Source organism: Massilia sp. NP310 (assembly GCF_019443485.1).
GTDB lineage: Bacteria > Pseudomonadota > Gammaproteobacteria > Burkholderiales > Burkholderiaceae_D > Telluria > Telluria timonae.
On sequence record NZ_CP080379.1, the window covers coordinates 4489215 to 4514907 of the forward strand.

At 65.3% G+C, this 25693-nt stretch carries 22 protein-coding genes; 12 read left to right on the top strand and 10 right to left on the bottom strand.

From position 1 onward, the window contains the following. Positions 1–15: 15 nt before the first annotated feature. Positions 16–624 carry a 5-formyltetrahydrofolate cyclo-ligase gene (locus KY496_RS19780; RefSeq protein ID WP_219862071.1) on the bottom strand — a complete coding sequence of 203 codons (609 nt, stop codon included), beginning with the start codon at positions 622–624 and terminating at the stop codon, positions 16–18. A gap of 113 nt (positions 625–737) precedes the next feature. On the opposite strand from KY496_RS19780, the gene KY496_RS19785 reads away from it, so the two are divergent. The 6 genes from KY496_RS19785 (at position 738) to KY496_RS19810 (ending at position 7953) form a co-directional block, all read left to right on the top strand. Continuing rightward, positions 738–2723, top strand: coding sequence for a lytic transglycosylase domain-containing protein (locus tag KY496_RS19785; protein WP_219862073.1), 1986 nt, complete (start codon positions 738–740; stop codon positions 2721–2723). A gap of 16 nt (positions 2724–2739) precedes the next feature. After that, the gene (locus KY496_RS19790) at positions 2740–3708 is read left to right on the top strand and encodes a complex I NDUFA9 subunit family protein (protein WP_219862075.1); all 969 of its coding nucleotides are present in this window, start codon (positions 2740–2742) and stop codon (positions 3706–3708) included. Between the two features lie 17 nt (positions 3709–3725). Continuing rightward, positions 3726–4445, top strand: coding sequence for a glutathione S-transferase family protein (locus KY496_RS19795; RefSeq protein WP_005663679.1), 720 nt, complete (start codon positions 3726–3728; stop codon positions 4443–4445). A 2-nt stretch (positions 4446–4447) separates the two neighbouring features. Beyond that, positions 4448–5551: a multifunctional CCA addition/repair protein gene (locus tag KY496_RS19800; RefSeq protein WP_219862077.1), complete on the top strand. Its 1104-nt coding sequence runs from the start codon at positions 4448–4450 to the stop codon at positions 5549–5551. A 161-nt stretch (positions 5552–5712) separates the two neighbouring features. Then, complete coding sequence (locus tag KY496_RS19805; RefSeq protein ID WP_229409711.1) at positions 5713–7269, top strand: diguanylate cyclase; 1557 nt, start codon at positions 5713–5715, stop codon at positions 7267–7269. Positions 7270–7302: 33 nt separating this feature from the next. Continuing rightward, positions 7303–7953: a GNAT family N-acetyltransferase gene (locus KY496_RS19810; RefSeq protein ID WP_219862079.1), complete on the top strand. Its 651-nt coding sequence runs from the start codon at positions 7303–7305 to the stop codon at positions 7951–7953. Positions 7954–7995: 42 nt separating this feature from the next. Here the strand turns inward: KY496_RS19810 and KY496_RS19815 are convergent, their stop codons facing one another. Beyond that, positions 7996–8505 carry an Lrp/AsnC family transcriptional regulator gene (locus tag KY496_RS19815; protein ID WP_071360791.1) on the bottom strand — a complete coding sequence of 170 codons (510 nt, stop codon included), beginning with the start codon at positions 8503–8505 and terminating at the stop codon, positions 7996–7998. 171 nt (positions 8506–8676) lie between these two features. Here KY496_RS19815 and KY496_RS19820 point away from each other — a divergent pair, with 171 nt between their 5' ends. From KY496_RS19820 to KY496_RS19830, 3 genes are all read left to right on the top strand, one after another. Then, entirely contained in the window at positions 8677–12276 is a 3600-nt protein-coding gene (locus KY496_RS19820) for an indolepyruvate ferredoxin oxidoreductase family protein (RefSeq protein ID WP_219862080.1), read from the top strand. 143 nt (positions 12277–12419) lie between these two features. Continuing rightward, positions 12420–14039, top strand: a complete 1620-nt coding sequence (locus KY496_RS19825; RefSeq protein WP_219862082.1) for a S41 family peptidase — start codon at positions 12420–12422, stop codon at positions 14037–14039. Positions 14040–14169: 130 nt separating this feature from the next. Then, positions 14170–15930, top strand: coding sequence for a M14 family metallopeptidase (locus KY496_RS19830; protein ID WP_005663667.1), 1761 nt, complete (start codon positions 14170–14172; stop codon positions 15928–15930). 5 nt (positions 15931–15935) lie between these two features. Here the strand turns inward: KY496_RS19830 and KY496_RS19835 are convergent, their stop codons facing one another. Together KY496_RS19835 and KY496_RS19840 are read right to left on the bottom strand one after the other, a co-directional pair. Continuing rightward, positions 15936–16427 (bottom strand): hypothetical protein, encoded by a 492-nt coding sequence (locus KY496_RS19835; protein ID WP_005663665.1) that lies wholly within the window; start codon positions 16425–16427, stop codon positions 15936–15938. A gap of 64 nt (positions 16428–16491) precedes the next feature. Next, a complete protein-coding gene (locus KY496_RS19840) occupies positions 16492–18015 on the bottom strand; it encodes a S8 family serine peptidase (RefSeq protein WP_143054460.1) in 1524 nt (507 codons plus the stop codon). A gap of 651 nt (positions 18016–18666) precedes the next feature. On the opposite strand from KY496_RS19840, the gene KY496_RS19845 reads away from it, so the two are divergent. After that, positions 18667–19158 carry a transposase gene (locus KY496_RS19845; RefSeq protein WP_229520546.1) on the top strand — a complete coding sequence of 164 codons (492 nt, stop codon included), beginning with the start codon at positions 18667–18669 and terminating at the stop codon, positions 19156–19158. Positions 19159–19289: 131 nt separating this feature from the next. On the opposite strand, the gene KY496_RS19850 is transcribed toward KY496_RS19845, so the two are convergent. Further along, positions 19290–20273 (bottom strand): IS5 family transposase, encoded by a 984-nt coding sequence (locus KY496_RS19850; protein ID WP_219862084.1) that lies wholly within the window; start codon positions 20271–20273, stop codon positions 19290–19292. A gap of 53 nt (positions 20274–20326) precedes the next feature. On the opposite strand from KY496_RS19850, the gene KY496_RS19855 reads away from it, so the two are divergent. Further along, a complete protein-coding gene (locus KY496_RS19855) occupies positions 20327–20743 on the top strand; it encodes a hypothetical protein (protein WP_229520316.1) in 417 nt (138 codons plus the stop codon). Positions 20744–20843: 100 nt separating this feature from the next. Here KY496_RS19855 and KY496_RS19860 read toward each other — a convergent pair whose 3' ends face one another. The 5 genes from KY496_RS19860 to KY496_RS19880 form a co-directional block, all read right to left on the bottom strand. After that, positions 20844–21377, bottom strand: coding sequence for a histidine phosphatase family protein (locus KY496_RS19860; protein WP_219862086.1), 534 nt, complete (start codon positions 21375–21377; stop codon positions 20844–20846). Positions 21378–21425: 48 nt separating this feature from the next. Beyond that, positions 21426–22184 carry a 2'-5' RNA ligase family protein gene (locus KY496_RS19865; RefSeq protein WP_219862088.1) on the bottom strand — a complete coding sequence of 253 codons (759 nt, stop codon included), beginning with the start codon at positions 22182–22184 and terminating at the stop codon, positions 21426–21428. Positions 22185–22258: 74 nt separating this feature from the next. Further along, positions 22259–23206 (bottom strand): tRNA 2-thiocytidine(32) synthetase TtcA, encoded by a 948-nt coding sequence (ttcA, locus tag KY496_RS19870; protein WP_219862090.1) that lies wholly within the window; start codon positions 23204–23206, stop codon positions 22259–22261. Then, positions 23203–23601, bottom strand: a complete 399-nt coding sequence (locus KY496_RS19875; protein ID WP_005663650.1) for a dihydroneopterin aldolase — start codon at positions 23599–23601, stop codon at positions 23203–23205. The genes ttcA and KY496_RS19875 overlap by 4 nt, the downstream gene beginning before the upstream one ends. Before the next feature lie 9 nt (positions 23602–23610). Continuing rightward, positions 23611–24411 (bottom strand): SDR family oxidoreductase, encoded by an 801-nt coding sequence (locus tag KY496_RS19880; protein ID WP_184238396.1) that lies wholly within the window; start codon positions 24409–24411, stop codon positions 23611–23613. Between the two features lie 44 nt (positions 24412–24455). On the opposite strand from KY496_RS19880, the gene KY496_RS19885 reads away from it, so the two are divergent. Continuing rightward, entirely contained in the window at positions 24456–25604 is a 1149-nt protein-coding gene (locus KY496_RS19885; RefSeq protein WP_005663645.1) for a class I SAM-dependent methyltransferase, read from the top strand. The last annotated feature ends 89 nt before the right edge of the window (positions 25605–25693 follow it).

The following is a 25693-nucleotide window of genomic DNA, read 5'->3' on the forward strand; positions in this document are numbered from 1 at the left end:
GTCCAGGCCCGGCCGTCATTCTTCGGTAATCACGCCATCCAATGGTATGTCGTGGGCGTCGCCCGCGAATTCCACCCGCTGGCATCCATACGCGATCCCCACCGTCGCCGGCCTCGGCTCCGGCGCCAGCGTGCGGTCATAAAACCCCCCGCCATATCCCACCCGATACCCTAAAGCATTGAAGCCCAGGCAGGGCACCAGCAAAGCCGGTGGCCGTTCGACCATCCGCAGCTCGGCCGGCACCGCCACGCCCAGCCGGTCCGTCACCGTCGGTTCACCAGGCAGCCACTCGGCGAATCCCAACGGCGCATCGCGTTCGACCACCACCGGCAATGCCAGCCGTACGCCTGCTTGAGCCAATTCCGCGTAGGCTGGACGCAAGTCCGGTTCGCCGGCCAGCGGCCAGTACACGCCCAGCGTTTCGTGGGAATGCGCCCGGCACCAGGCAATCACCCGCGCGCCGATGCGGTCGTCCCAGGCGTGTCTGGTGGCCGGATCGATCGCGCGCCGCAGCGCCTTGAGTGTGTTGCGCAACAGTGCCTTGTCCTGTTGCTGGGCAAGTTTGCTCGCTGCCGTGTCTGGTGGAGGCGCGGAGGCGCGTGGTATTCTTTGATCGCCGGTCATGGTTTCAATGCAGCGTAATGTGAGAGTTGTGGATGTTTCAATCGAAATTGTCAGCCGGCTTGTGGCCGGCCGCTATTGCCCTTGTTCTGTCCTGCGCACTGCCTGCAGGTGTGATGGCCCAGGAAGACCCCGATGCACCCGCGCCCGACGTGGCGCTGCCGCCCATCCCGGCCGGTGCGCCGTCCGTTCCCGGCGCCGGCACCGTGGGCGTTCCCGCTGCCGGGCCGGCGCTGGTGGCCGACAGCCGCGCCGATGACGACAATTTCTTGCTGCTGCGCGAAGCGGCGCGCCAGAACGACGGCGCGCGCGTCAATGCGATCGCCTCGCGCCTGCCGTCGAATTACTCGCTGGCATCCTACGTCGACTATTATCGTCTGAAACCGCGCTTGCGCGATGCCATCCAGGATGAGGTGCTGCAGGTGCTGCGCCGGCACGACGGCACGGCGGTGGCCGAGCAGCTGCGCGCCGAGTGGCTGCTGGAACTGGGCAAGCGGCGCGAATGGAATACCTTCGAGCGCGAAGCCGGCGCGCTGGCCGGGACCGGCAGCCTGCAGATCCGCTGCTACGCCTTGCTGGCGCGCGCCGAACGCGGCGAGCGGGTGGCCGACGAAGCGCGCGCCTTGTTGAAAACGCCAGCCGGCTATGGCGACGCCTGCAGCGGCCTGATCGCGCAACTGGCCGGCAACGGCCAGTTCACCCAGGCCGACCTGCTGTGGCAGCTGCGTATTGCCGGCCTGGACAATACCACCGGGCCCGCGCGCCGCGTCGCCGTGCTGCTGGGCCTGCCCGAAACGCGCGCCGCCCAGGCGGTCGACCTGCCGGCGGTGGCGCTGGCGCGCGGCGTCGGCAAGACCCGCGCCGAACGTGAGCTCTACCTGGTGGCGGTCGGCCGCATGGCGCGCACCACGCTCAAGATCGCCGTCGCGAGCCTGGAAAAGAACGGGCCGCAACTCTCCAGCGAAGAGCGCGCCATCGGCTGGGCCAGCGTGGCGCTGGCGGCCTCGATCGCGCTGGCGCCCGAGGCGCACGGCTACTGGGACCGCGCCAAGGGCGCCACGCTCACCGAATTCCAGATGCAGTGGAAGACGCGCATGGCGCTGCGCCGCGGCGACTGGAAACAAGTGCGCGCCACCATCGAGGCGATGCCGCCGAACCTGCGCGCCGAGTCGACCTGGATCTACTGGCTGGGCCGCGCCCTGCAGGCCGAAGGCCGCACGCAAGAGGCGCGCGCGTTGTGGCAGGGCATCGCCGCCCAGACCACCTTCTATACCCAGCTGGCGCATGAAGAGCTGGGCAACCAGATCGTCGCGCCGCCACCGGTGGCGCCGATCACGGCGCCGGAACTGTCGCAGGCGACCAATAATGCGAGCCTGCAGCGGGCGCTGAAATTTTACCGTTTGAGCCTGCGCGCGGAAGGCAACCGTGAATGGAACTGGGGCTTGCGCGGGCTGTCTGAACGTCAGCTGCTGGCCGCCGCCGAGCTGGCGCGCCGCAACGAGCACCTCGACCGCATGGTCGAGACCTCGCTGCGCACACGCACCGAGCTGAGCTACGACCAGCGCTTCCCGGCGCCCCATCTCGAGGTCCTCAAGCCCACCGCCCAGGGCCTGAGCCTCGATAAAGCCTGGGTGTATGGCCTCATCCGGCAAGAGTCGCGCTTCATCCGCGACGCCCGTTCCGGCGTCGGCGCCTCGGGCCTGATGCAGGTGATGCCCGCCACCGGCAAGTGGGTGGCGGCCAAGATTGGCCTGGATAACTTCGTGCACACCATGCTCAACGACCTGCATACGAATATCACGCTCGGCGCCAACTACATGAATATGGTGCTCGAGAACTTCGAAGGCTCGCAGGTGCTGGCCACGGCGGCCTACAACGCCGGCCCGGGCCGATCCCGCACCTGGCGCGGCCGGCTCGACGCGCCGATGGAAGGCGCGATCTTCGTCGAGACCATCCCCTTCACCGAGACGCGCGGCTATGTCCGCAACGTCATGGCCAATGCCACCAACTATGCCTCGATCTTCGAGGGCAAGCCGCAATCGCTGAAGGCGCGCCTGGGCACGATCAGCCCGCGCCCGGGCAGCGCTTCGGTCCTGGACTGAGCCGGGGAGGACGAGCGTGAGCGTGCGGCCACCGAACGTGGTGCTGATCGGCGGCACCGGCTTCATCGGCCAGCACCTGGCCGCGCGGCTGTCCGACGACGGCGTGGGCGTGCTGGTGCCCGTACGCCACTACGAAAGCGCGAAGCAATTGACCATGCTGCCGGGCGTCGACGTCGAGGTGGCCAATATCCACGACGACGCCGTGTTGCGCAAGCTGCTGGCCGGGCGCGACGCCGTGATCAACCTGGTCGGCGTGCTGCATGGCGGCCACGGCCGGCCCTATGGCGAGGGTTTCCGCCACCTGCACGTGGAGCTGCCGCGCCGCATCGCCGCCGCCTGCGCCGACGTGGGCGTGCCGCGCTACCTGCACATGAGCGCGCTCGGCGCCAGCGCTTCCAGCTCCTCGATGTATGGCCGCTCCAAGTCCGACGGCGAACTGGCCGCGCGCAGCCAGCCGACGGTCGCGGCCACCGTGTTCCGTCCCTCGGTGGTGTTCGGTCCCGGCGACCACTTCCTGACCATGTTCGCGCGCCTGCAGCGCCACCTGCCGCTGGTGCCGCTGGCGGCCAGCCGCGCGCGCTTCCAGCCGGTGTACGTGGGCGACGTCGCCGCCGCCTTTTCGATCGCCCTGGCCCGGCCCGACCTGCGCGACGCCACGATCGAGCTGGGCGGCCCGGCCGTGTACACCCTGGGCCAGCTGGTGCGGCTGGCGGGCCGCTTCGCCGGCCGCGAGCGTCCGGTGCTGGGCTTGCCCGACTGGGCGGCGCGCCTGCAGGCGCGGCTGTTCGAGCTGTTGCCGGGGGATCCCCTCGTCAGCCGCGACAACCTCGATTCGATGCTGGTCGACAATGTCGTGGCCGCCGACACCCATGCCTTGACAGCCGAGTCGCTCGGGATCAAGCTCACGGCGATCGAGTCGGCCGCGCCGCACTACCTCAACCGGCACGACCGCCTCGACGCCTATCGCACCCATGCCGGGCGCTGAAAAATAAACGACAAACCATGCAGACCATCGAACGCGACCCCATCCTTGCCCGCACGCTCGACGCAACCCGACACCCCGGTTTAACCCTCATCATCGGCAACAAGAACCTGTCCTCGTGGTCGATGCGGCCCTGGGTCGCGGCGGTCGCCTTCGGCATTCCATTCACCGAAGTGAAAGTCCTGCTCGACCAGCCCGACACCGCCAACGAGATCGCGCGCTACTCGCACGCGGGACGGGTGCCGGTCTTGATGTCGGGCGACATGACGGTCTGGGACAGCCTGGCGATCGTCGAGTACCTGGCCGAGCAGTTCCCCGATAAACATCTGTGGCCGCAAGACGTGGCCGCGCGCGCGCTGGCGCGCTCGATCGTGGCCGAGATGCACTCCGGCTTCGGCGAGCTGCGTAACAGCATGCCGATGAACATCCAGGCGCGCCTGCCGGGCCGCGGACGCACGCCCGGCGCCCAGGCCGACATCGGCCGCATCTGCGAGATCTGGGAAGACTGCCTGTCGCGCTTCGGCCACCACCAGTACCTGTTCGGCGAGTTCTCGATCGCCGACGCCTTCTATGCGCCGGTGGTGTGCCGCTTCAAGACCTATGGCGTGGCGCTGGCCCCGGCATTGCAGGCCTATTGCGACCGCGTGCTGGCCCACCCGGCGGTGGCGCGCTGGGTGAATGAAGCCATGGCCGAGACCGATCCGACCCCGCTGCACGACGCCGATCTGCCGGGCGAATGACGATGCGCAGTTATATCGTCGGCGGCGCCGTGCGCGACGCCCTGCTGGGCCTGCCCGTGAAGGACCATGACCACGTGGTGGTCGGCGCCACTCCCGAGCAGATGATCAAGGCCGGTTTTCGCGCCGTCGGCAAGGATTTCCCGGTCTTCCTGCATCCGCAAACGCAAGAGGAATACGCGCTGGCGCGCACCGAGCGCAAGACCGCGCCCGGTTACCACGGCTTCGTGTTCCACGCCGCGCCCGACGTCACCCTGGAGCAGGACCTCGTGCGGCGCGACCTGACCATCAACGCCATGGCGCAGGCCGAGGACGGCAGCATCGTCGACCCGCACAACGGCCGGCAAGACCTGCAGGCGCGCCTGTTCCGCCACGTGTCCGATGCCTTCGCCGAAGACCCGGTGCGGATCCTGCGCATCGCCCGCTTCGCCGCGCGCCTGCCCGACTTCACGGTGGCGGACAGCACCAACGCCCTGATGCGCCGCATGGTCGACGAGGGCGAGGTCGACGCCCTGGTGCCCGAGCGCGTCTGGCAGGAGCTGGCGCGCGGCCTGATGGAGCGCCAGCCGTCGCGCATGCTCGAGGTGCTGCGCGACTGCGGCGCGCTGGCGCGCATCCTGCCCGAACTGGACGCGCTGTGGAACGAGCCGGCGCTGCGCACGATCGACCGCGCCGCCACACTCGGCCACCCGCTGGAAGTGCGCTTCGCGGTGCTGATGCGCACTCTGGCGGCCGTCGAGCCGATCCAGGCCGTGTGCAAGCGCCTCAAGGTGCCCAACGAGTGCCGCGACCTGGCCGTGATGACGGCGCGCGAGCAGGACGAGGTCGGGCGGGCGCTGGCGCTGCCCGCCGACGCCATCGTCACGCTGTTCGAACGCTGCGACGCCTTCCGTAAGCCGGAGCGCTTCGCCCAGATGCTGCTGGCGGCCGGTTGCGGGGAAGGCGAGCGGCCCCAGGGACCGCACCTGGCGCGCGCGCTGGACGCGGCGCGCGCCGTCAACGCCGGCGAGGTCGCGGCCCGCCACGCCGAGCGCAAGACGGAGATTCCGGGGGCCGTGCATGCTGCGCGCGTCGAAGCCGTCCGGCAAGTGTTGCATCAAGACAACTAATTCACATGTATTGACAGGGTTTGGTTACATGTAGTTACACGGTTCGTGCGGTGCGGCCAAACGTTTTGCTATCCTTCAGTAACTGTAAATTGTTGCGTTGGAGAAAAACGATGTTCACCTTGCTGGCACGGCGTGTTGCAAGTTGGTGCCGGCGCCGTCGTGTGCTTCTGGCAAGCCTGGCGGTCATCTTCATGAGCGCGGTGCTGGTGTTTCTCTATGTCCGCACCGAGACGGTGGACCCGGAAATCCGCAACAGTGTCATGCTGAACCTGCGCGAGCTCGAAAAGCTCGACGCCGAATGGGATGCCAACATCCTGCGCGCGCATACGGGACGCGCCGCCACGCCGCTCGACCTCGCTTCGCAACTGCCGCGCATGCACGACCTGATGGCGCGCCTGGGCGACACCCTGCCGCTCACCGGCGATAGCGACGCCCAGTCCGCCTACGCCGAGTTGCAGGAGGCGCTGCAGGGCAAGGAGCAGCTGGTTGCCCAGTTCGCCAAGCACAATCCGCCGCTGCGCGCGGCGCTGCTGCACATGCCGCCGGCCGTGGCCGACCTCAAGACCGAGATTTCGGGCATCGAAGGCGCGCTGGCGCCGGGCCGCATCGTGGTGCGGCTCGACACCACCCTGAACGCGCTGCTGACCGAGACCCTGCGTTACAACATCGCGCCGAGCCCGGCGCTGGCGGCGCGCATCGACGAAATCCTGGGCGACGTGGCGGCCCAGCAGATCGCGTTCTCGCCGGCCGTGAACGACAAGATGGATGCCGTGATCGCCAGCTGCCGCGTGATCCTGGAAAAGCGTCCGCTGGAAAACCTGCTCGAGGCGCAGATCGCCGCCGCCGGCAGCGCCGCCGCGCTCGACCGCCTGGAGCGCGAGTTCGACCGTTCCTTCGACGCCGTGCTGCTGGAGCGCCAGCGCTTTCGCGGCTACCTGTTCGCCTACAGCGCCGTGCTGATGGTGCTGCTGGTGTACGCCGGCGCGCGGCTGCGCCGCAGCTACCGCATCATCGGCGTGGTCAACCGCCGCCTGCAGTCGGCCAACGAGACGCTGGAACAGCGCGTGGCCGAGCGCACCGCCGAGCTCGAAGCGCAGTCGCGCCAGCTCGAGCGCCTGGCCCAGCATGACAGCCTGACCGGCCTGATCAACTATCGCCAGCTGACCCGCCTGCTGGAGCGGGCGCTGGCGCGCGCCGACCGCCGCGACAGCGTGGTGGTGCTGATGTTCATCGACCTGGACGGTTTCAAGGCGGTCAACGATACCTGGGGCCATGCCGCCGGCGACCTGGTGCTGCAGATGGTCGCGCGCCGGGTGCAGGCCAAGCTGCGCGCCGAGGACGCGCTGGCGCGCCTGGGCGGCGACGAATTCGTGATCCTGCTCGAAGACGTGGCCTCCGAGGCCGGCGCGCTGCGCGTGGCGCGCCTGGCCCTGGCCGAAATCGAATCGATCACCGAGGCCGATGGCCACGCGGTGACGATCTCGGCCAGCATCGGCATCGCCAGCGCGCGCGGCCAGGCGGGCGCCGCGCGTGGGCAGGAAGCGCTGCTGGCGGACGCCGACAAGGCCATGTACGCGGCCAAGCAGGCCGGGAAGGGGCGGTTCGTGGTCAGTCCGCAATCGCAATGGCTGGGCCTGGACCATCCTGCGGGACTGGCGCTGGAAGGCGCCGCGCGCGACAATACCGATCGCGCCGCCAATGCCGACCCGATCGGCTAGAATCCGAATGTTGCAGTACGTGAAGGTATCGAGATGCTGGACAATCCCTTACGCCGCTGGATCCAGGGCCTGAGAGGCAAGAAGGGCCAGCCGCCGGTGCTGGTCAAGGAACTGGGCGAACGCGACCGCCGTCGCGTGCTGCGCCATCTGCTGGCGCTGGACAGCAATGACCGCCTGCTGCGCTTCGGCAGCATGATCCCGGACGAACAGATCGCGGCCTACGTCGCGAAGATCGATTTCTCGCGCGACATCTTGTTCGGCGTGGTCAACAACGTGTTCCAGCTGGTCGGGATGGGCCATCTTGCCTTCGCCTCGGCCGACGGGCGCAAGTCGACGACCAAGCAGCAGGTGGCCGAGTTCGGCGTCTCGGTGTCGAAGTCGGCGCGCGGCCAGGGCGTGGGCACGCGCCTGTTCCAGCGCGCGGCGATCCACTGCCGCAACTCCGACGTCGACACCCTGTATATGCAATGCCTGACCTCGAACCAGACCATGATGCACATCGCCAAAAAGGCCGGCATGCGCATCAAGCGCGAGTACGGCGAGGCCGACGCCCACCTCGAACTGCCGCCGCCCAGCCCGGGCAGCGTGATGGCCGAGGCGCTGGAAGAGCAGTTCGCGGCGATCGATTACACGGTCAAGGCCAATGCCCGCGCGGCGGTGAAATTTTTTACACCGAAAAAATAAGTAAAGGCACCTTGGGTCCCCGCCTACGCGGGGATGACGTGCTCACACCAACGGCATCGCCGTCGTTTCCTTGATGCGCTGCAGCGCAAAGCTCGACTTCACGTCCAGCACCGCCGGATGCTTGAGCAGGGTGCCCATCATGAAGCGCGAGAAGTGGTCCATGTCTTCGACGTGCACGCGCAGCAGGAAATCCATGTCGCCGGTCATCGCATAGCAGGCCACGACCTCGGGCCAGGTGCCCACTGACACCGCGAAATCGTTGCGCGGCGACGTCGCCGGCAAGCCCGGCTGGCGGGTGGCGCTCGCCACCTCGCTGTGCTTTTCCAGCCGCACATTCACATACGCCAATAGCCCAAGGCCGATCTTGTCCGGGTCGAGCAGCGCCACGTACTGGCGGATGACACCTGCTTCTTCCAGGCGTTTGATGCGACGCAGGCAGGGCGAGGGCGACAAGTTTACCCTTTCGGCCACGTCCTGGTTCGACAGCCGGCCATCGCTTTGCAAGATTTCCAGAATCTTGCGGTCTGTTTTATCCAGCTCAATCTTTGACATACCCACCCCATTGCAGACTTTTGTATGGCAATTTTATTGCGCAATTCAAGAAGACGGGGGAATTGTTTGGAATTTAATGCTTGGGGGGCAGGACTATACTGGCTCACATACGGTCAGCGAGATGCAGGAAATGCGCCGCGACGTATCCGCCATGAGAATCTTGGAGACACCATGAACGCACCCACGGACCGCGCCCACCTGGCGCCGCCGGAGTCATCCCCGCCCGCGCCTTCGCAGCCCGGTCAGCCCGCCCAACCGCAACAGGACATCACGCTCGACGACAAATGGACGCTCGAGCGCGGCCGCGCCTTCATGACCGGCACCCAGGCCCTGATCCGCCTGCCGATGCTGCAGCGCGAGCGCGACCTGAAGGCCGGCCTGAACACCGCCGGCTACATCACCGGCTACCGCGGCTCGCCGGTCACCGCCGTCGACCAGACCGCCATGAAGGCGAAGAAACACCTCGACGCCCACCACGTCAAGTTCCACCCGGGCATGAACGAAGACCTGGCGGCGACCGCCGTCTGGGGCACCCAGCAGACCAACCTGTACAAGGACGCGAAGTACGACGGCGTGTTCGCCATGTGGTACGGCAAGGGCCCGGGCGTCGACCGCTGCGGCGACGTGTTCAAGCACGGCAACAACGCCGGCTCCGCGAAGCATGGCGGCGTGCTGGTGCTGGCCGGCGACGACCATGCCGCGAAATCCTCGTCCACCGCGCACCAGTCCGACCACATCCTGACCCACTGCGGCATCCCGGTGCTGTACCCATCCTCGGTCCAGGAATACCTCGACTTCGGCCTGCACGCCTGGGCCATGAGCCGCTACACCGGCCTGTGGGTGTCGATGAAGTGCGTGACCGACATCATCGAATCGGGCGCCGTGGTCGACCTCGACCCGGACCGCGTGCAGATCGTCACGCCGACCGACTTCCAGCTGCCGCCCGATGGCCTGAACATCCGCTGGCCGGACGCCGTGCTGGACCAGGAAGTGCGGATGAACAACCACAAATGGTATGCCGCGCTGGCGTATGCGCGCGCCAATAAACTCAACCGCATCATCTGGGACAGCCCGCGGCCGAAGATCGGCATCATCACCGCCGGCAAGAGCTATCTGGACACGCGCCAGGCGCTGGCCGACCTCGGCATCGACGAGCAGGCCGCGCGCGACATCGGCCTTCGCCTGTATAAAGTCGGCATGACCTGGCCGCTCGAGGCCGAAGGCGTGCACGAGTTCGCGCGCGGCCTCGACGAGATCCTGGTGGTCGAAGAAAAGCGCCAGGTGATGGAATACGCGCTCAAGGAAGAGTTGTACAACCTGCCGGACGGCGAGCGTCCGCGCGTGGTCGGCAAGTTCGACGATACCGGCGAATGGAGCAACAAGAACCGCATGGGCCACGGCGACTGGCTGCTGCCGGCGACCTATGAGCTCAATCCGGCCCAGATCGCGCGCGCCATCGCCTCGCGCATCTCGCACTACTGCGCCGGCCACCCGGTCGCCGAGCGGGTCAAGGAACGCATCGCCTTCCTGGAAGCGAAGGAACTGGTGCTCAAGAACATTCCGGCGAAACCGAATCCGCAGACCGACCGTATTCCGTACTTCTGCTCGGGCTGCCCGCATAACAGCTCGACCAAGGTGCCGGAAGGCTCGCGCGCCATGGCCGGCATCGGATGCCACTATATGGTGTTGTGGATGGACCGCGAAACGTCGACCTTCACGCACATGGGCGCGGAAGGCACGACCTGGATCGGCCAGGCCCCGTTCACCGACGAGAAGCACGTGTTCGTGAACCTGGGCGACGGCACCTACTTCCACTCGGGCATCCTGGCGATCCGCGCCGCGGTGGCGGCCAAGGTCAACATCACCTATAAGATCCTGTACAACGACGCGGTCGCGATGACCGGCGGCCAGAACGTCGACGGCCCGCTCGACCCGGGCATGATCAGCCGCCAGATCGCGGCCGAGGGCGTCAAGCCGATCATCGTCGTCACCGACGAACCCGATAAATACCCGAGCGACTATGCCTGGGCGCCGGGCACCACGGTGCGCCACCGCTCCGAGCTGATGGACGTGCAGCGCGAGCTGCGCGAAATGCCGGGCGTGTCGGCCGTGATCTACGACCAGACCTGCGCGTCCGAGAAGCGCCGCCGGAGGAAAAAGGGCGAGTTCCCCGACCCGGCCAAGCGCGTCGTGATCAACGAAGCCGTGTGCGAAGGCTGCGGCGACTGCTCGGTGCAGTCGAACTGCCTGTCGGTCGAGCCGCTGGAAACCGAACTGGGCCGCAAGCGCCAGATCAACCAGTCCTCGTGCAACAAGGACTTTTCTTGCGTGTCGGGCTTTTGCCCGAGCTTCGTCACCGTCGAAGGCGGCGGGCTCAAGAAGCCAAAGAAATCATCGAGCGCCGAGGCGGCGCCGCCAAGCTTGCCGCTGCCGGTCATTCCGTCGGTCGAGACGCCGTATGGCATCCTGGTGGCCGGCGTCGGCGGCACCGGCGTGGTGACCGTGGGCCAGATCCTGGCCGTGGCGGCCCACGTCGAAGGCAAGGGCGCCATCGTGCTCGACCAGAGCGGCCTGGCCCAGAAGGGCGGTCCGGTGATGTCGCACGTGCGCCTGGCCGAACGCCAGCTTGACCTGCACTCGACCCGCGTCGGCACCGGCAGCGCCGACCTGGTGATCGGCTGCGACCAGATCGTCACCGCCAGCCGCGACGCCCTGAGCCGCATGGGCGAGGGCCGCACCTGGGCCGCGGTCAACGCCAGCGGTGCGACCACCGCGGCCTTCGTCAAGAACCCGGACTGGCAATTCCCGGCCGAGGGTTCGCGCGGCGCCATCCAGCAAGCCTGCGGCAAGGACAACGTCGACTTCATCGACGCCGGCCAGATTGCCACCGCCCTGCTGGGCGACGCGATCGCCACCAATATGTTCATGCTCGGCTATGCCTTCCAGAAGGGCCATGTGCCGCTGCAGGAAAACTCGCTGCTCAAGGCGATCGAACTGAACGGCGTGTCGGTCGCCTTCAACAAGGCGGCCTTCAACTGGGGCCGCAGCGCCGCGCACGACCTGGCCGCCGTGAGCCGCGCCGCCTTGCCGTCGAAGGTGGTCGAGTTCAAGCGCATCCAGACCCTGGACGACATCGTCAGCCGCCGCATCGAGCTGCTGACCGCCTACCAGGACGCGGCCTATGCCGGCCAGTACAAGGCTTTTGTGGACCAGGTGCGCGCGCAGGAAGAAAGGCTCGGCAAGGGCACGCGCCTGACCGAAGCCGTGGCGCGCTACTACTACAAGCTGATGGCCTACAAGGACGAGTACGAGGTCGCGCGCCTGCACACCGACCCGGCCTTCCGCGAGAAGATCGGCGCCATGTTCGAAGGCGACACCAGGCTGAAGTTCCACCTGGCGCCGCCATTGATGGCCAGGCACGACAAGGAAGGCCGCGCCATCAAGCGCGAGTACGGCCCGTGGATGATGAGCGCCTTCGGCGTGCTGGCGAAGCTCAAGGGCTTGCGCGGCACCGCCTTCGACGTGTTCGGCTACACGGCCGAGCGCAGGATGGAGCGCGCCCTGGTCAAGCAATACCGCGAGACGGTGACGGCATTGCTGCCGAAGCTGACGGAGGACAAGCTGGCGCAAGCGGTGGCGATCGCCAGCATCCCGGAAGACATCCGCGGCTACGGTCACGTGAAGGAGCGTCACCTGAAGGCGGCCAGGGAGAAAGAGGCGGCGCTGGTGGCGGCGTTTCATGCGCCGGACGTGACGCCACGGGCGGCTTGATCGTGAGCGCGTGGATGGTTCGGCCATCCACGCGCTCAGTGTCAGGCCAACGATTGTTCGATTGATATCAGCCGTTGTGCTCTAGCCTCAACCGTTACAGTTGGTTGTATTCGGCCCGGATATCGGCGTCTATAATCGGACGCATGAGCTCGCTATCTACCTCCCGCAAGACCTTCCCATTGCGTTTGATTCCCAGTGCGCTCGCCGCGCTGTTCGTCCTCGCCGGTTGCGGCGGTGGCGGCGGTTCCCCGAGCGTCGGCGCGCCTCCGGTGGCGCAAAATCCGGCGCCCACGACGCCGGCGCCGACGCCGGTCCCGACACCGCCGGTCGCCACCCAGCCGACGCCGGAAGACCTGAACCCGAACCTGCTGGGCGACGCCTACGGCAGCTACTGGAACAAGTGCGCCGTCCCGCGCACGGGGCTGGATGCGAGCGGCAAATCCTATCCCGACGTGCAGGGCACCCTGCTCGACGAGCTGAAATTCCTGCGCGCCTGGGCCAACCAGTACTACCTCTGGTACGACGAGATCCCGAACACCTACAAGATGGCCGACTTCAAGAGCGCGCTCGACTACTTCGCGGTGCTCAAGACGCCGGCCCTGACGGCCAGCGGCAAGCCGAAGGACCGTTATCACTTCACCTATCCGACCGCCGAGTGGGAGGCGATGCAGACCCAGGGCATCGACCTGGGCTATGGCATCACCTGGAGCCGCAACGCCGATGGCCTGGCGCCGCGCACCTGGCTGATCACGGCGGTCGAGCCGGGTTCGCCCGCCGCCGCGGCCGGCCTGCTGCGCGGCGACATGCTGCTCAAGGTCGATGGGGTCGATTTCGTCAATGCCGACGATGAAGCCTCGGTCGACCGGATCAATGCCGGGCTGTTCCCGGCGTCCGCCGGGACCACCCACCGCTTCACCCTGCAGCGCGCTGGCGTGGCCTATGAGGCGACGCTGGCCGGGGCCGAGGTCGTGCTGGCGCCGGTGAAGAACGTCAAGGTGATCGAGACCGCCAGCGGCAAGGTCGGCTACCTGACCTTCGACAGCTTCAACGCCGTGTCCGAGAAGCAGCTGTACGACGCCTTCGTCACCTTCCAGCAGGCCGGCGTCAATGACCTGGTGCTCGACGTGCGCTACAACGGCGGCGGCCTGCTGTACGTCGCCAGCCAGCTGGCCTATATGATCGCCGGCCCGGCGTCGACGAGCGGCAAGGTGTTCGAGCAATCCCGCTACAACGACAAGACGCCGGCCTACCAGCCGATCATGTTCCGCTCGACCGCCTGGGGCTTCGCCTCGAGCAACCCGCTACGCACCGGCACGCCGCTGCCCACCCTGGGCCTGAAACGGGTGACCGTGCTCAGCACCCCGGGCACCTGCTCGGCCAGCGAATCGGTGATCAACGGCCTGCGCGGCGCCGACATCGAAGTGATCCAGATCGGCGGCACCACCTGCGGCAAGCCCTACGGCTTCACGCCGGTGCCGAACTGTGGCACGACCTATTTCTCGATCGAGTTCCAGGGCGTGAACCACAAGGGCTTCGGCGACTTCACCGACGGCTTTACGCCGACCTGCCAGGCGAGCGACGACCTGTCGCGGCCGGTGGGAGACCAGAACGAAGGCTTGCTGGCCACGGCCTTGGCTTACCGCGCGAATGGTGCCTGCCCGGTCTCGACCACGGCCAGGGCGCGCGTCGTGCCGATGCGGATCGTGCGGCCGGAGGTCAAGGAGATCTCGATCCACACCACGCCGGGCGCGCCACCGCGCTGAGAAAAAAGCCTGTATTGACGGGCGGACGGCGCCGCATGCCGTCCGCCCGTCGTGTTTCCAGGGTTGAACTGTTGCGCTAAGAACACGTCTATAATCGTCGGCTTCCTTCTGTCCTTGCCGGAGCTTTTCGATGATCCGTTCTGCGTTACTGCTGGCCCTGTTATCGGCTATCCCTCTTTCCCACGCTGCACCCGACCTGACCACCGTATCCGAACGCTCGGGCTTCACCGCCACCGGCCGCTACGACGAGACGATCGCGCTGTGCTCAGCATTCCAGCAGGCGTATCCGAAGCAGGTGCGGTGCATCGATTTCGGCGTCACGCCGGAAGGCCGCCCGATGAAGGCGCTGGTGGTGAACGGCAAGGGCGTGTTCACCCCGCAGGCGGCGAAACAGCAGGGCCTGCCGGTGACCCTGATGCAGGGCGGCATCCACGCCGGCGAGATCGACGGCAAGGACGCCGGCTTCCTGGCGCTGCGCGAGCTGCTTGAAGGCCGCGCGGCCAAGGGCGCGCTCGACAAGCAGGTGTTCATCTTCGTCCCGGTGTTCAACGTCGACGGCCACGAGCGCTTCGGCAAGTGGAACCGCCCGAACCAGCGCGGCCCGGTCGAGATGGGCTGGCGCACCACCGCCCAGAACTACAACCTGAACCGCGACTACCTGAAGGCCGACGCGCCCGAGATGCAGGCCATGCTGGCGCTGGTGAACGCCTGGGATCCACTGGTCTACGTCGACCTGCACGCGACCAACGGCGCCAAGTTCCAGCACGATATCTCGATCCAGGTCGAGCCGGTGTATTCGGGCGACCCGGAATTCCGCAAGGCCGGCCTGCTGCTCCGCACCAACGTGATCAAGGACATCGCCAGGGAAGGCTCGACGCCGCAGTCCTATTACATGTCGTTCGTGAAGCATGACGATCCGATGTCGGGCTTCATGGACGGCGTGTCCGATCCGCGCTTCTCGACCGGCTACTTCCAGCTGCGCAACCGCATGGCGATGCTGGTCGAAACCCACTCGTGGAAGGAATATCCGGTGCGCGTGCGCATCACCCGCAACACCGTGGTGTCGGTGCTCGACCAGGTAGCGCAGCACGGCAAGCAATGGCAGCAGGCCGCGTATGCGGCCGACGCGCGCGCCGCCAAGCTGGGCAACCAGCCGGTAGCGCTGTCGTACAAGGCTTCCGACAAGAAGGAGATGGTCGAGTTCAACGGCTACGCCTACACCCGCACGCCGTCGGAAGTCTCGGGCGCCCTGATGACGCGCTACGACGAAACCAAGCCACAGGTATGGCGCGTGCCGCTGTGGCAGGACATCGTGGCCGACTTCCAGGTCACCGCGCCGCGCGCCGGTTACATCGTGCCCGCCGCCTACGCCGCGATCGTGGGCGAGAAGCTGCGCCAGCACGGCGTCGAGTTCCGCAAGCTGGACAAGACGAAGGAAGACCTCCAGCTCCAGTCCTTCCGCGCCGACAAGGCAACCTTGGCCGCGGCCTCGGTCGAAGGCCACCAGCGCCTGACGGTGGAAGGCAAGTGGAAGGCGGAAGCCCGTCCGGTCGCGGCAGGCTCGCTGTTCGTGCCGATCGCGCAGCCGAAGGCGCGCCTGGTGGTGGCGATGCTGGAGCCGCAGGCGCCGGATTCGCTGCTGGCCTGGGGCACGTTCAACACGGCCTTCGAGCGCAAGGAATACATGGAGGACTACGTGGCCGAGGAGGTCGCGCGCGAGCAGATGGCGGCCGACCCGGCCGTGGCCAAGGCCTTCCAGGAGCGCCTGGACAGCGATCCGGCCTTCGCCAAGAATCCGCAGGCGCGCCTGGAGTTCTTCGCCAAGCGCCATTCGTCGTATGACGAGCGCCTGAACCTGTATCCGGTGCTGCGCGCAAATAGCGCGCCCTGAACCCCTTATCGGCTGCCCTGGATGAAGTCGTCGAGACGGATGAACTTGACGTCGCGCTCGCCGGCATCGCAGGCCTTCGCCGGCGCGCGCGCCGCCGCGGGACTGGCTCCCGCAGCCGGTCCGAGCGGGATGACGGTCTGGACGAATTCCTTGGCCGCGGTCAGGGCTTCGGCGGAGGGCTCCGTGCCGAGGCTGATCTCGCTGATCGCCCCGCTGTCGCCATACTTGACGTGGAATTCCGTCTTGGCGAATTGGGCGGGGACGACCTTGGCGTAGTACAAGGCCCCGGTCGCCAGGGTGGCGCTGGTAACGAATTGCGCCGGCTCGCAGTTTCCGCCGTCGCTCGCCTTGTCATGCGTCCCTGTCTTGACATAGGTTTCGTGCGTCCTGAACGGAACGCCCGGCGCCTGCCTGTTGCCCGCATCGTATATATGCAGCGAGCTGGCGCAGCCGCACAGGCTGGCTACCGCGCCCAGGGTCGTGACCAGCGTTTTCATGGTGGCGCCTCCGTACCGGTCCGGGGTTAATGTGTTTCCGCTCGGGTCGTGGATGCCCGGGCCGTTACGACGTTATTGCCAGCTGCACCGCTTTCAGCACGTTCAGGCGGCCATAGCCCATCTGGTCGTTGCGTCCATCGACATAGGACACCGAGCCGACCTTGTCGGCGCTCTGCGCGATGATGGCCGTCACCTGGGCGCCGGACAGCGTGGGGTTGGCGCTCAGCACCAGGGCGCAAGCCCCGGCGACCAGCGGCGTGGCGGACGAGGTGCCATTGAAGCCGGGATAGTAATCGCCGCCGGGGTTGTAGCCGGCCGGCCCGGTGATGTCGGTCGTATAGTTCTTGACCCCAGGGGCGGCGACCAGTACTTCAGGGCCGTAACTGGAGCCCCACCAGTTTTCTCCATCGTCGCTGGAGGGCGTCTTCGGTTCATCTTTCGGCGTGGATGCGGCCACGCAGATCACACCGGGGAGGTTGCTTGGAAAACCGACCGGTCCTGGCCTGTTGCCCGCCGCGACGACGACAACGCAGCCCTTGCCGCCGCGACCAAGCGTCAGCGCACGTCCAAAAGCGGCGATGACGGCGCTCGACGCGGATGTGTCGCTCCAGCTATTGCTCAGGACCGAGGCGCCGTTTTGCCAGCACCAGTCGACCGCCTCGGCGATCTGGCCGGGGCTGGTGGTCCAGACGCCGCGCGGCCGGTCGGAATAGGCGATCCGGACCGCCATGATCGAGCAGCCGCCACCGATCCCGCGGACGCCATCGGTGCTGCTGGGAACCGCCGCGGCAAGACCTGCGCACGCCGTCCCATGGCCGTCCCAGGCATTGGGCTCCTGAAAATTGTCCTTGTCGCAGGCGTCGTAGCCGGCGATGACCGATTGGCGCAGGTCGAGATGCCGGGTATCGATGCCGTCGTCCAGCACGGCGATCTTGATTGCGAGATTTCCCTGAACCAGCTTCCAGGCCTGGTCGGCGGCGGTCAGCTGTATCGCGTATTGCCGCGCGGCGTAGGCGCGCTCGCTGCCCGGGCCGCCCTGGGCGGCAGCATCGGCCGAGACATCGTCAAGCGCGGGCTTGACCATCAGATTGACGAAGTCCGGCTCGATATACGCCAGGTCTTCGCTTGGCGCCAGTTGCTGGACCGTCGCCAGCGGATCGACATCGGGCGCCAGGGTAACCGTGTACTCGCCGAACCCGCGTGGCGCGATCGATTCATAGTTCACGTCCTTGAGCAAGCCGCTGACGGGGGTGGCCGGGTCTTTCATGCCCAGCAGGATCCGGTCTGTGGCCAGCACCCGGGTTTCGCCCAGCTTGAACACGGGCGTCGTTCGTGCAACGCCGGCAGGCCGGTTGCCGACCGCCGCGTTGACGGCATGGCTCACCGACATGGGCGCCGCGGACGGGGATTTCAGTAAGGTGAATTTTTCATTAGGGATTTCGATGCGTTCGGTAACGTCGGCCCCGACACTGCTGGAGAATGCCGCCCGCAGGCTATGCGGCGCCGGCTCCAGATAACGTACGCCAACCAGATCTGGATCTTCCGCCAAACGAACCGTCTGGCCATTGACCTTGTATTCATAATCCACGATATCCCTCCGTGACCAGTGATCTATCCACCATTCATGCGCCGTGCATGGATGTAGATCACCATGTCACGGTTTTTTGGTAAAACGGTCAACGAAAATCCAGGTGTTCAATAATCGAAATGCGGGCGTGTCGCGCAAATACGATGCCATGTCCTTGTTTTGGTGGCCTGAACGACTAACATCGCAACACCGGGGGCACGTAACATCGGGGTCAGCATAATATCGGTAACATCGGGGTCAGGTCTGACATTTGGACACGGGTTCAGCATTAATCAATATCGGTAACATCGGGGTCACGGTAACATCGGGGTCAGGTCTGACATTTGGACACGAGTTCAGCAGTAATCAAGGTTCCTTGGAAGTCTGAGCGATCTCAGCGCTGGTGGTTGCCGATCCAGTACCGTTATCGGATGACACGACCACTTAGAGTCAATTTTCCTGGGGCGCTCTACCATGCGGTAACATCGGGGTCAGGTCTGACATTTGGACACGAGTTCAGCAGTAATCAAGGTTCCTTGGAAGTCTGAGCGATCTCAGCGGTAACATCGGGGTCAGGTCTGACATTTGGACACGAGTTCAGCAGTAATCAAGGTTCCTTGGAAGTCTGAGCGATCTCAGCGCTGGTGGTTGCCGATCCAGTACCGTTATCGGATGACACGACCACTTAGAGTTAATTTTCCTGGGGCGCTCTACCATGTGACGTCGCGCGGAAACCGACGCGCATCGATCTTTCGGGATGATGCCGATCGACGTATTTGGCTAGACGTTCTGGAGAAGGTTTGCGAACGCTATCATTGCGTCATTCACAGTTTTTGCCAGATGACCAATCACTACCACTTATTGATTGAAACGGTGGAAGGGAATCTACCGAGTTGCATGCGCCAACTCAACGGTCATTATTCACAGTATTTCAATCGACGGCATCGTGTTGTTGGCCACTTGTTTCAAGGGCGCTATAAGGCGGTATTGGTGCAGAAAGATAGCTATCTGCTAGAGGTTTCCCGTTATATTGTTCTAAATCCTCTACGCGCTAACACCGTGGCGGCGCTGAAAGAATGGAGATGGAGCAGCTACCATTATTTTATAGGGGATGACATTTCACCCGACTGGCTTGAGCGCAACTGGCTTCTAAGGAAGCGCTGATCAATTAACGATTTTTCGGCGCATCCGCAGTTTTTGGTGACGTGGTCGCCTCGCACGTTGCGATAGGTTTCTTGACGCCGCTACGGCGAACTTTTCAGCGAATTGGCAGTTTTCCTTGCGCCTTTCGGCACTCAGGACGCACTTCGGGTTTCTGTGATCGTAAATCGCCGTCCGGCCAGCACCAGATTGGCGAAGCCGAACAAGGTAAAGAGCTGAGCGGTGTTCTTGGCCAAGCCGCGATAGCGTGTCTTCCGATGGCGGAACAGGTTCTTGATGACATGGAACGGATGCTCAACTTTCGCCCGCACGCTCGCCTTGAGATGCTCCAGTTTTTCGAGCATGCGGCCGAGCTTGTTCTTGGGCAGCGCCTTGCGCTTGGAGCGCTTCATCGCCACGTGCCAGGTCACCGATTTGCCGAGATTCTCTGCGCGCTTTTCGACACCTTGGTAGCCTGCATCGCCAAGCGCAGCAGATTCATCACCGTGCAACAGCGAGCCCGCTTGCGTAACGTCGGAGACGTTGCCGGCAGTGCCGATGACGGTATGCACCAGGCCCGACGCGGCGTCCACGCCCACGTGCGCCTTCATCCCAAAATGCCAGTCGTTGCCCTTCTTCGACTGGTGCATTTCTGGGTCGCGCTTCCCGTCCTTGTTCTTGGTCGAAGGTGGCGCAGCGATCAGCGTGGCGTCCACGATGGTCCCCTCACGCATCATCAAACCCTTCTCGGCAAGATGGCCGTTGATCGTGTCGAAGATCTTCTTGGTGAGTCCCTTGGCTTCGAGCAGATGGCGAAATTTAAGGAGCGTCGTCGCGTCCGGCGCGGACTCCCGATTGAGGTCGATGCCAACGAAAGCGCGGATGGCCTGGCTGTCATAAATCGCGTCTTCAATGCCCTCATCCGACAAGCCGAAACACTGTTGGGCCACGTACATCCTCAGCATGCGTGCCAAGCCGATTGGCGGGCGGCCAGCACCGACGACCTTGGGATAAAACGGTTCGATTGCCTGCTGCAGCTGCTTCCACGGCGTGATCTTTTCGATCTCTGCAAGGAAGCGGTCGCGCCGCGTCAGCTTCTTCTTGCTCGCGTATTCAAGGTCAGAGAAGCTCTTCTGCATGATCGACACCGTGACGTTGGAGGAGCCAAAATTATCGCAGATGAGCAGACCCTGTGACACGTAGTGCGGATGAATTGATCAGCGCCTCCCTAAGGCAGTTTGGTAATACGCCGACGAGCGCGATCGCGGCATATCAGGATTTTGTTCTTGCTGGCCTTGGGCAAATGAGTCCATTGGAGGCTACACGCCATCAAATTCTGCTTGGCGATGAAAACTTCATATTGGTGCACCAGCAACTGCAGCAATCCGAAGAGCTTATAGAAACAAAGAGATCTGAACGACGTGCCGTTGCGCTTCCATTGTCCGACTATCAGGACCGGTATCCGGACAGGAGCGAGGCAATGGCACGTGCTTACGCGTCTACCGCCTTCACCATGTCGGAAATAGCACGCGTGTTTGGTGTGTCGACCAAAACGGTCAGCCGAGCGATTGCTGGCTTTGAACGGGCAAATAAAAGCAAATCATTGTAGAGGCCGTGTCCAAATGTCAGACCTGACCCCGTAGTTCCGGCAGTAGTTCCCGTGTATCCGGTGCTGCGCGCGAACGTCGCGCCCTGACGCCTGGCCACGCTCAGGGCGCGCTGGCGGATGCAGGCAGGGACGTCAGGATGACCGTCCTTACCGCGCCGCCGGCGTCAAGCGTGAGCTGGTAGAGGCGGTCGTACTCGTCGTCGGCGATATCGGGACCAGGCTCGCCGCCGAACAGGCGCACCAGTTCCGGCAGCGTGTTCGAGTGGCCCACCACCAGCACCGGGCCGCGCAGCGTCTTCACCTTGTCGACCAGCGCTTTCGGCCGGGCCGGGTCGTACTGCTCGACCTGCAAGCCCAGTTGGCGGGCCAGTGGCTGCGCGGTCTGCAGCGTGCGCGCGGTCGGCGTGCTGAAAATGGCCTGGATGCCGGTGCGCTGCAGGATCCCCGCGATGTTCTGGGCGCGCAGCTGGCCTTGCGGCGTCAGGGCCGGGTCCTTGCCGATGCTGGCTTTTTCGCCATGGCGGACCACGTAGATCGCGCTGGGCTCGGCAAGGGCAGTGCCTGGGACGAGCACGGCAAGGGCAATGAAGATGTTTCGCAGCAGGCGTGGGGCTTGGCTCAAAGGCAGGCGCATCGCGGTTCTCTAGGCGGTGGAGGTGACGCCAGCGTAGCACGGCGGAACTCAGGCTTCGGTATCTGGGAGAGGGCGACCGTGGAAACTGGCATCGCGCTGCGGCCCGGCGAGGGGCAACGCTGCCACCCGCACCAGCAAGTGGCTGGACATATACCAGTCATTGACCACCAGTTCGGCCTGTTCGATGCGCATAAGGCCGAGCGGCTCGTCGCGCAGCGCGTCGAGCAGGGCGGCGAAACGCGCCGCATCGCGCAAGGGCTCGGTGAAGCGAAACAGCGTCATATGCGCGGTCACCAGGCGATAACGCCGGTCGAGCGCGCCGTCGAGGCCCCGCTCGCGCAATGCCGTCCGCAGGCGCTCGCGCAGGATTTCCAGCGCTGGGCCGCGTGCAATGCCGCGCGCCATCACCGCACCGCGCGACAGCGCGATGCCGCCGAAGTCGATCCCGATCGCCTCGATGCCGTCCACGGCGGCCCGGGCCGCGGCCAAATAGTCGTCCACCAGCGCCGGGTGGATGGCGACACCGGCGCCGGCGGTCAGCAGCGACAGGATCGTCATGTGCATATCGGCTGCCGGGTAGCGATACTGGCGCGGTTCGGCGCCCGCCAGGCAGTCTAGCAGGCCGTCGAAGCGCGCCTGCAGCGATGGGCCGGGACGCGCGATCAGGCTGATGCCGCGGCGCGGGTCGGGACCGGCCGCAAGTCGCGTGTCGCAATCGACGTCTCCACGCGCGATCGCGCCAAAGGCGTGCTCCCACATCGTGTCGTAATGGGCTTGCAGGCTGGGCCTCGCAGAGGTGTCGGTCATGTCGTCGTTCCGCACGTCTATCATGACGAAAAAAAAGCAGAGGCACCGGCCTCTGCTTCCTCGATGCGCTGCTCTTAGAGCTGCGTCAACGAAATCGTATTCGCCGCAGGCGTCGAACACGGCTCCTCGTCGAACGCGATATCGCCCAGCGGATTCGGCACGCCATCGGTCTTCAGGCCGACGAAATCGAACAGGTCGCGGTCCTGCAAATGCGACGGCACCACGGTCGACAGCGCCGAGAACGTGTTCTCGACCCGGCCCGGATGCTTCTTTTCCCATTCGCGCAGCATGTTCTTGATTTGCTTCCTCTGCAGGTTTTCCTGCGAGCCGCACAGGTCGCACGGGATGATCGGGAAACCTTTCACTTCGGCGTAGCGCTCGGTGTCGGCTTCTTTCACGTAGGCCATCGGGCGGATCACCATGTGCTTGCCGTCGTCCGACACCAGCTTGGCCGGCATGCCCTTCAGCTTCCCGCCGAAGAACATGTTCAGGAAGAAGGTCTCGAGGATGTCGTCGCGGTGGTGCCCCAGGGCGATCTTGTTGCAGCCGAGTTCGTCGGCCACGCGGTACAGGATGCCGCGCCGCAGGCGCGAGCACAGCGAGCAGGTGGTCTTGCCTTCCGGGACCAGGCGCTTGACGATGCTGTAGGTGTCCTGGTTTTCGATGTGATAAGGCACGCCGAGCTTGTCCAGGTAGGCCGGGAGAATATGCGCCGGGAAGTTCGGCTGCTTCTGGTCGAGGTTGACCGCGACGATGTCGAAGTGGATCGGCGCACGCTCGCGCAGCGTGAGCAGGATGTCGAGCAGCGCATAGCTGTCCTTGCCGCCCGACAGGCACACCATCACCTTGTCGCCGTCCTCGATCATATTGAAGTCGCCGATGGCCTGGCCCACCAGGCGGCACAGGCGCTTGTGCAGTTTATTGTCTTCGCGTGCGATCTTCTCTTGCTTCTTCGCGTCAATGCCGGCCTCGGCAGTCGGGAAGTCGTCTTCGACGACGCGTTCAATCACCGTTTCGTTCATGCTTCTTCCTTGATCCTGAATACTTCGACGCCGACGCCTTCGCAATCCGGATAGACGTCCGGCTTCATCGTCGACACACCGGCGGCGCGCACGCGCGGGTGGGTCAGCATCGCGGCCACCACGTCGTCGCACAGCGTTTCCTGCAGGTGGATGTGGCCCTTGGCGATGCGCTGGGCAATGGTCTCGCGCATGAAATCGTAGTCGACCACCTCCGCCAGCTGGTCCGCCTTCGGCGTCGACAGCTCCAGCGGAATGTACAGCTCGACATTGATCAGGACACGCTGCTCGCCCTTCTTCTCGAAATCGTGCACGCCGATATTGATCATCACTTCGTAATTGCGCAGGAACAGCCGGCGGCAATCGCGCAAGCTCGGGTGGGACAGGGCGGACAACATGGGATAGCCTTATTTGGTGGAGTTATTTGGTTCGGTCAGGAACATCACGTCGCGCTGCGAGGGCATCAGGTGCTGGCCGCCATCGACCAGCAGGGTGGTGCCGGTCAGCGCGCGCGCTGATGCGGCGTAGACCACGGCGTCGGCGATGTCCTGCGGGGTCGACGAACGCCGCAGCGGCGTCATCTGGTGCGCCGCGGCGAAGCCTTGCTCGCTCTGGTCGCCCGACACCATCGTGATGCCGGGAGCGACGCCGACCACGCGCACCTTCGGCGCCAGCGCCTGGGCCAGCATCGTGGTCGCCGTGTGCAGGGCCGCCTTGGACAGCGTGTACGACAGAAAATCCGGGTTGAGATTGTACAGTTTCTGGTCCAGCAAGTTGACCACGACGGCTTGCCGCCCCTCCGGGGTGGCGGCGTGCAGTTCCTGCGCCAGCAGCACCGGCGCGGCCACGTTCGCCTGCATATGGGCGTTGAGCAGCTCCCAGGAGAACGCGGTGGCGCTGTCGTATTCAAACAACGAAGCGTTGTTGACGATGCAAGAGATCGGCCCCAGCGCCGCGCTGGCCTGGCCGACCAGCTGGCGTACCGCCGCCTCGTCGGCCAGGTCGCACTGCAGCAGCGCGGCGCGCCGGCCCAGGACCAGGATGGCGTCGCGGGTCGCGATCGCGTCGCTTTCGGAATGGCGGTAGTGCAGGGCGAGGTCCCAGCCGGCCTGGGCCAGGCCGAGCGCGATCGCGCGGCCCAGGCGACGGCCGGCGCCGGTCACGAGCGCGACCCGGGGCAGGGAGATCGAAGGGCTATCCGTCATCATTTTCTTGAATTGTTGATAAAAGCTATTCTGGCTACAATGCCGGCATGTCCCTGCCCGCACCCGATACCGACGCCCTGGCCGCGTCCCATTCCCTGCAACAGCTCATCGCCGCCGACATCGAACAGCACGGCGGCGCGATCGCATTCTCTCGTTTCATGGAACTGGCGCTGTATGCGCCCAGGCTCGGGTATTACAGCGGCGGCGCAGCCAAGCTCGGCGCGAGCGGCGACTTCACCACCGCGCCCGAGATGACGCCGCTGTTCGGGGCGGCCGTGGCGCGCGTGGCAGCCGCTATTATCGCCCAAAGCGCGCCCGACATCATCGAGTTCGGCGCCGGCACCGGCCGCCTGGCGCGCGACGTCCTGGCCGAGCTGGCCCGGCAGGGTGTCGAGGTTCGCTCCTACACCATCATCGAACTGTCCGGCGAATTGCGCGCGCGCCAGCAGGCCAACCTGGCCGACCTGCCGCAGCTGCGCTGGCTGGACGCCATGCCGGACCGCTTCAGCGGCGTGGTGCTGGCCAACGAGGTGCTCGACGCCATGCCGGTCGAGCTGGTGATCCGTACCGGCGACGGCTGGCGCCGGCAAATGGTCACGGTCGAGGACGGCGCTTTCGCCTTCGTCCAGGCGCCGCTCGGCGCTGAACTGACCGCCCAGCTGGCGCGCCAGGTGCCGGACCACGAGCAGATGATCGAAGGCTATGTGACCGAACTGCACCCGATCGGCGCCGGCTTCATGCGCTCGCTGGCGGCGATGTTCGCGGGCGGCCGCGGCGCCGCCATCCTGTTCGACTACGGCTTCCCGGCCCACGAGTATTACCTCGACCAGCGCATCGGCGGCACCCTGATGTGTCATTACCGCCACCACGCGCACCCGGATCCCTTTTATTTGCCCGGCCTGCAGGACATCACCGCCCACGTCGATTTCACGGCGATGGCGCTGGCATCGCAGGATGCCGGCCTGCCGGTGCTGGCCTATATGAGCCAGGCTTCCTTCCTGCTCGGCGCCGGGATCGGCGAACTGTTGCTGGAAAACGACCCCGAGGATGCCAAGCATTTCCTGCCCCGGTCGCGGGCCGTGCAAAAGCTGGTTTCTCCTGCTGAAATGGGCGAATTGTTCAAGGTCCTGGTGGTCGGACAGGACGTAGAATTGCCAGAGCCAATCGTGCGCGCGGACCGCAGTCATCGCTTGTAGACTTTATGATATCTTGCACAGCGGACACAAATCCGGCTAAGCTGTGAGATATTCCCGCGTCTCGTCACATGACGGGCTTCGGCCGAGGA

Excerpts from the sequence above, each read along its gene's own strand:
- KY496_RS19860 (WP_219862086.1), bottom strand. The coding sequence starts at position 21,377 with ATGCGCCTGCCTTTGAGCCAAGCCCCACGCCTGCTGCGAAACATCTTC.
- KY496_RS19885 (WP_005663645.1), top strand. The coding sequence starts at position 24,456 with ATGTCCCTGCCCGCACCCGATACCGACGCCCTGGCCGCGTCCCATTCC.
- KY496_RS19865 (WP_219862088.1), bottom strand. The coding sequence starts at position 22,184 with ATGACCGACACCTCTGCGAGGCCCAGCCTGCAAGCCCATTACGACACG.
- KY496_RS19830 (WP_005663667.1), top strand. The coding sequence starts at position 14,170 with ATGATCCGTTCTGCGTTACTGCTGGCCCTGTTATCGGCTATCCCTCTT.
- KY496_RS19810 (WP_219862079.1), top strand. The coding sequence starts at position 7,303 with ATGCTGGACAATCCCTTACGCCGCTGGATCCAGGGCCTGAGAGGCAAG.
- KY496_RS19780 (WP_219862071.1), bottom strand. The coding sequence starts at position 624 with ATGACCGGCGATCAAAGAATACCACGCGCCTCCGCGCCTCCACCAGAC.
- ttcA (WP_219862090.1), bottom strand. The coding sequence starts at position 23,206 with ATGAACGAAACGGTGATTGAACGCGTCGTCGAAGACGACTTCCCGACT.
- KY496_RS19800 (WP_219862077.1), top strand. The coding sequence starts at position 4,448 with ATGCGCAGTTATATCGTCGGCGGCGCCGTGCGCGACGCCCTGCTGGGC.
- KY496_RS19850 (WP_219862084.1), bottom strand. The coding sequence starts at position 20,273 with ATGCAGAAGAGCTTCTCTGACCTTGAATACGCGAGCAAGAAGAAGCTG.
- KY496_RS19880 (WP_184238396.1), bottom strand. The coding sequence starts at position 24,411 with ATGATGACGGATAGCCCTTCGATCTCCCTGCCCCGGGTCGCGCTCGTG.
- KY496_RS19845 (WP_229520546.1), top strand. The coding sequence starts at position 18,667 with ATGACACGACCACTTAGAGTTAATTTTCCTGGGGCGCTCTACCATGTG.
- KY496_RS19820 (WP_219862080.1), top strand. The coding sequence starts at position 8,677 with ATGAACGCACCCACGGACCGCGCCCACCTGGCGCCGCCGGAGTCATCC.
- KY496_RS19785 (WP_219862073.1), top strand. The coding sequence starts at position 738 with ATGGCCCAGGAAGACCCCGATGCACCCGCGCCCGACGTGGCGCTGCCG.
- KY496_RS19825 (WP_219862082.1), top strand. The coding sequence starts at position 12,420 with ATGAGCTCGCTATCTACCTCCCGCAAGACCTTCCCATTGCGTTTGATT.
- KY496_RS19875 (WP_005663650.1), bottom strand. The coding sequence starts at position 23,601 with ATGTTGTCCGCCCTGTCCCACCCGAGCTTGCGCGATTGCCGCCGGCTG.
- KY496_RS19815 (WP_071360791.1), bottom strand. The coding sequence starts at position 8,505 with ATGTCAAAGATTGAGCTGGATAAAACAGACCGCAAGATTCTGGAAATC.
- KY496_RS19835 (WP_005663665.1), bottom strand. The coding sequence starts at position 16,427 with ATGAAAACGCTGGTCACGACCCTGGGCGCGGTAGCCAGCCTGTGCGGC.
- KY496_RS19795 (WP_005663679.1), top strand. The coding sequence starts at position 3,726 with ATGCAGACCATCGAACGCGACCCCATCCTTGCCCGCACGCTCGACGCA.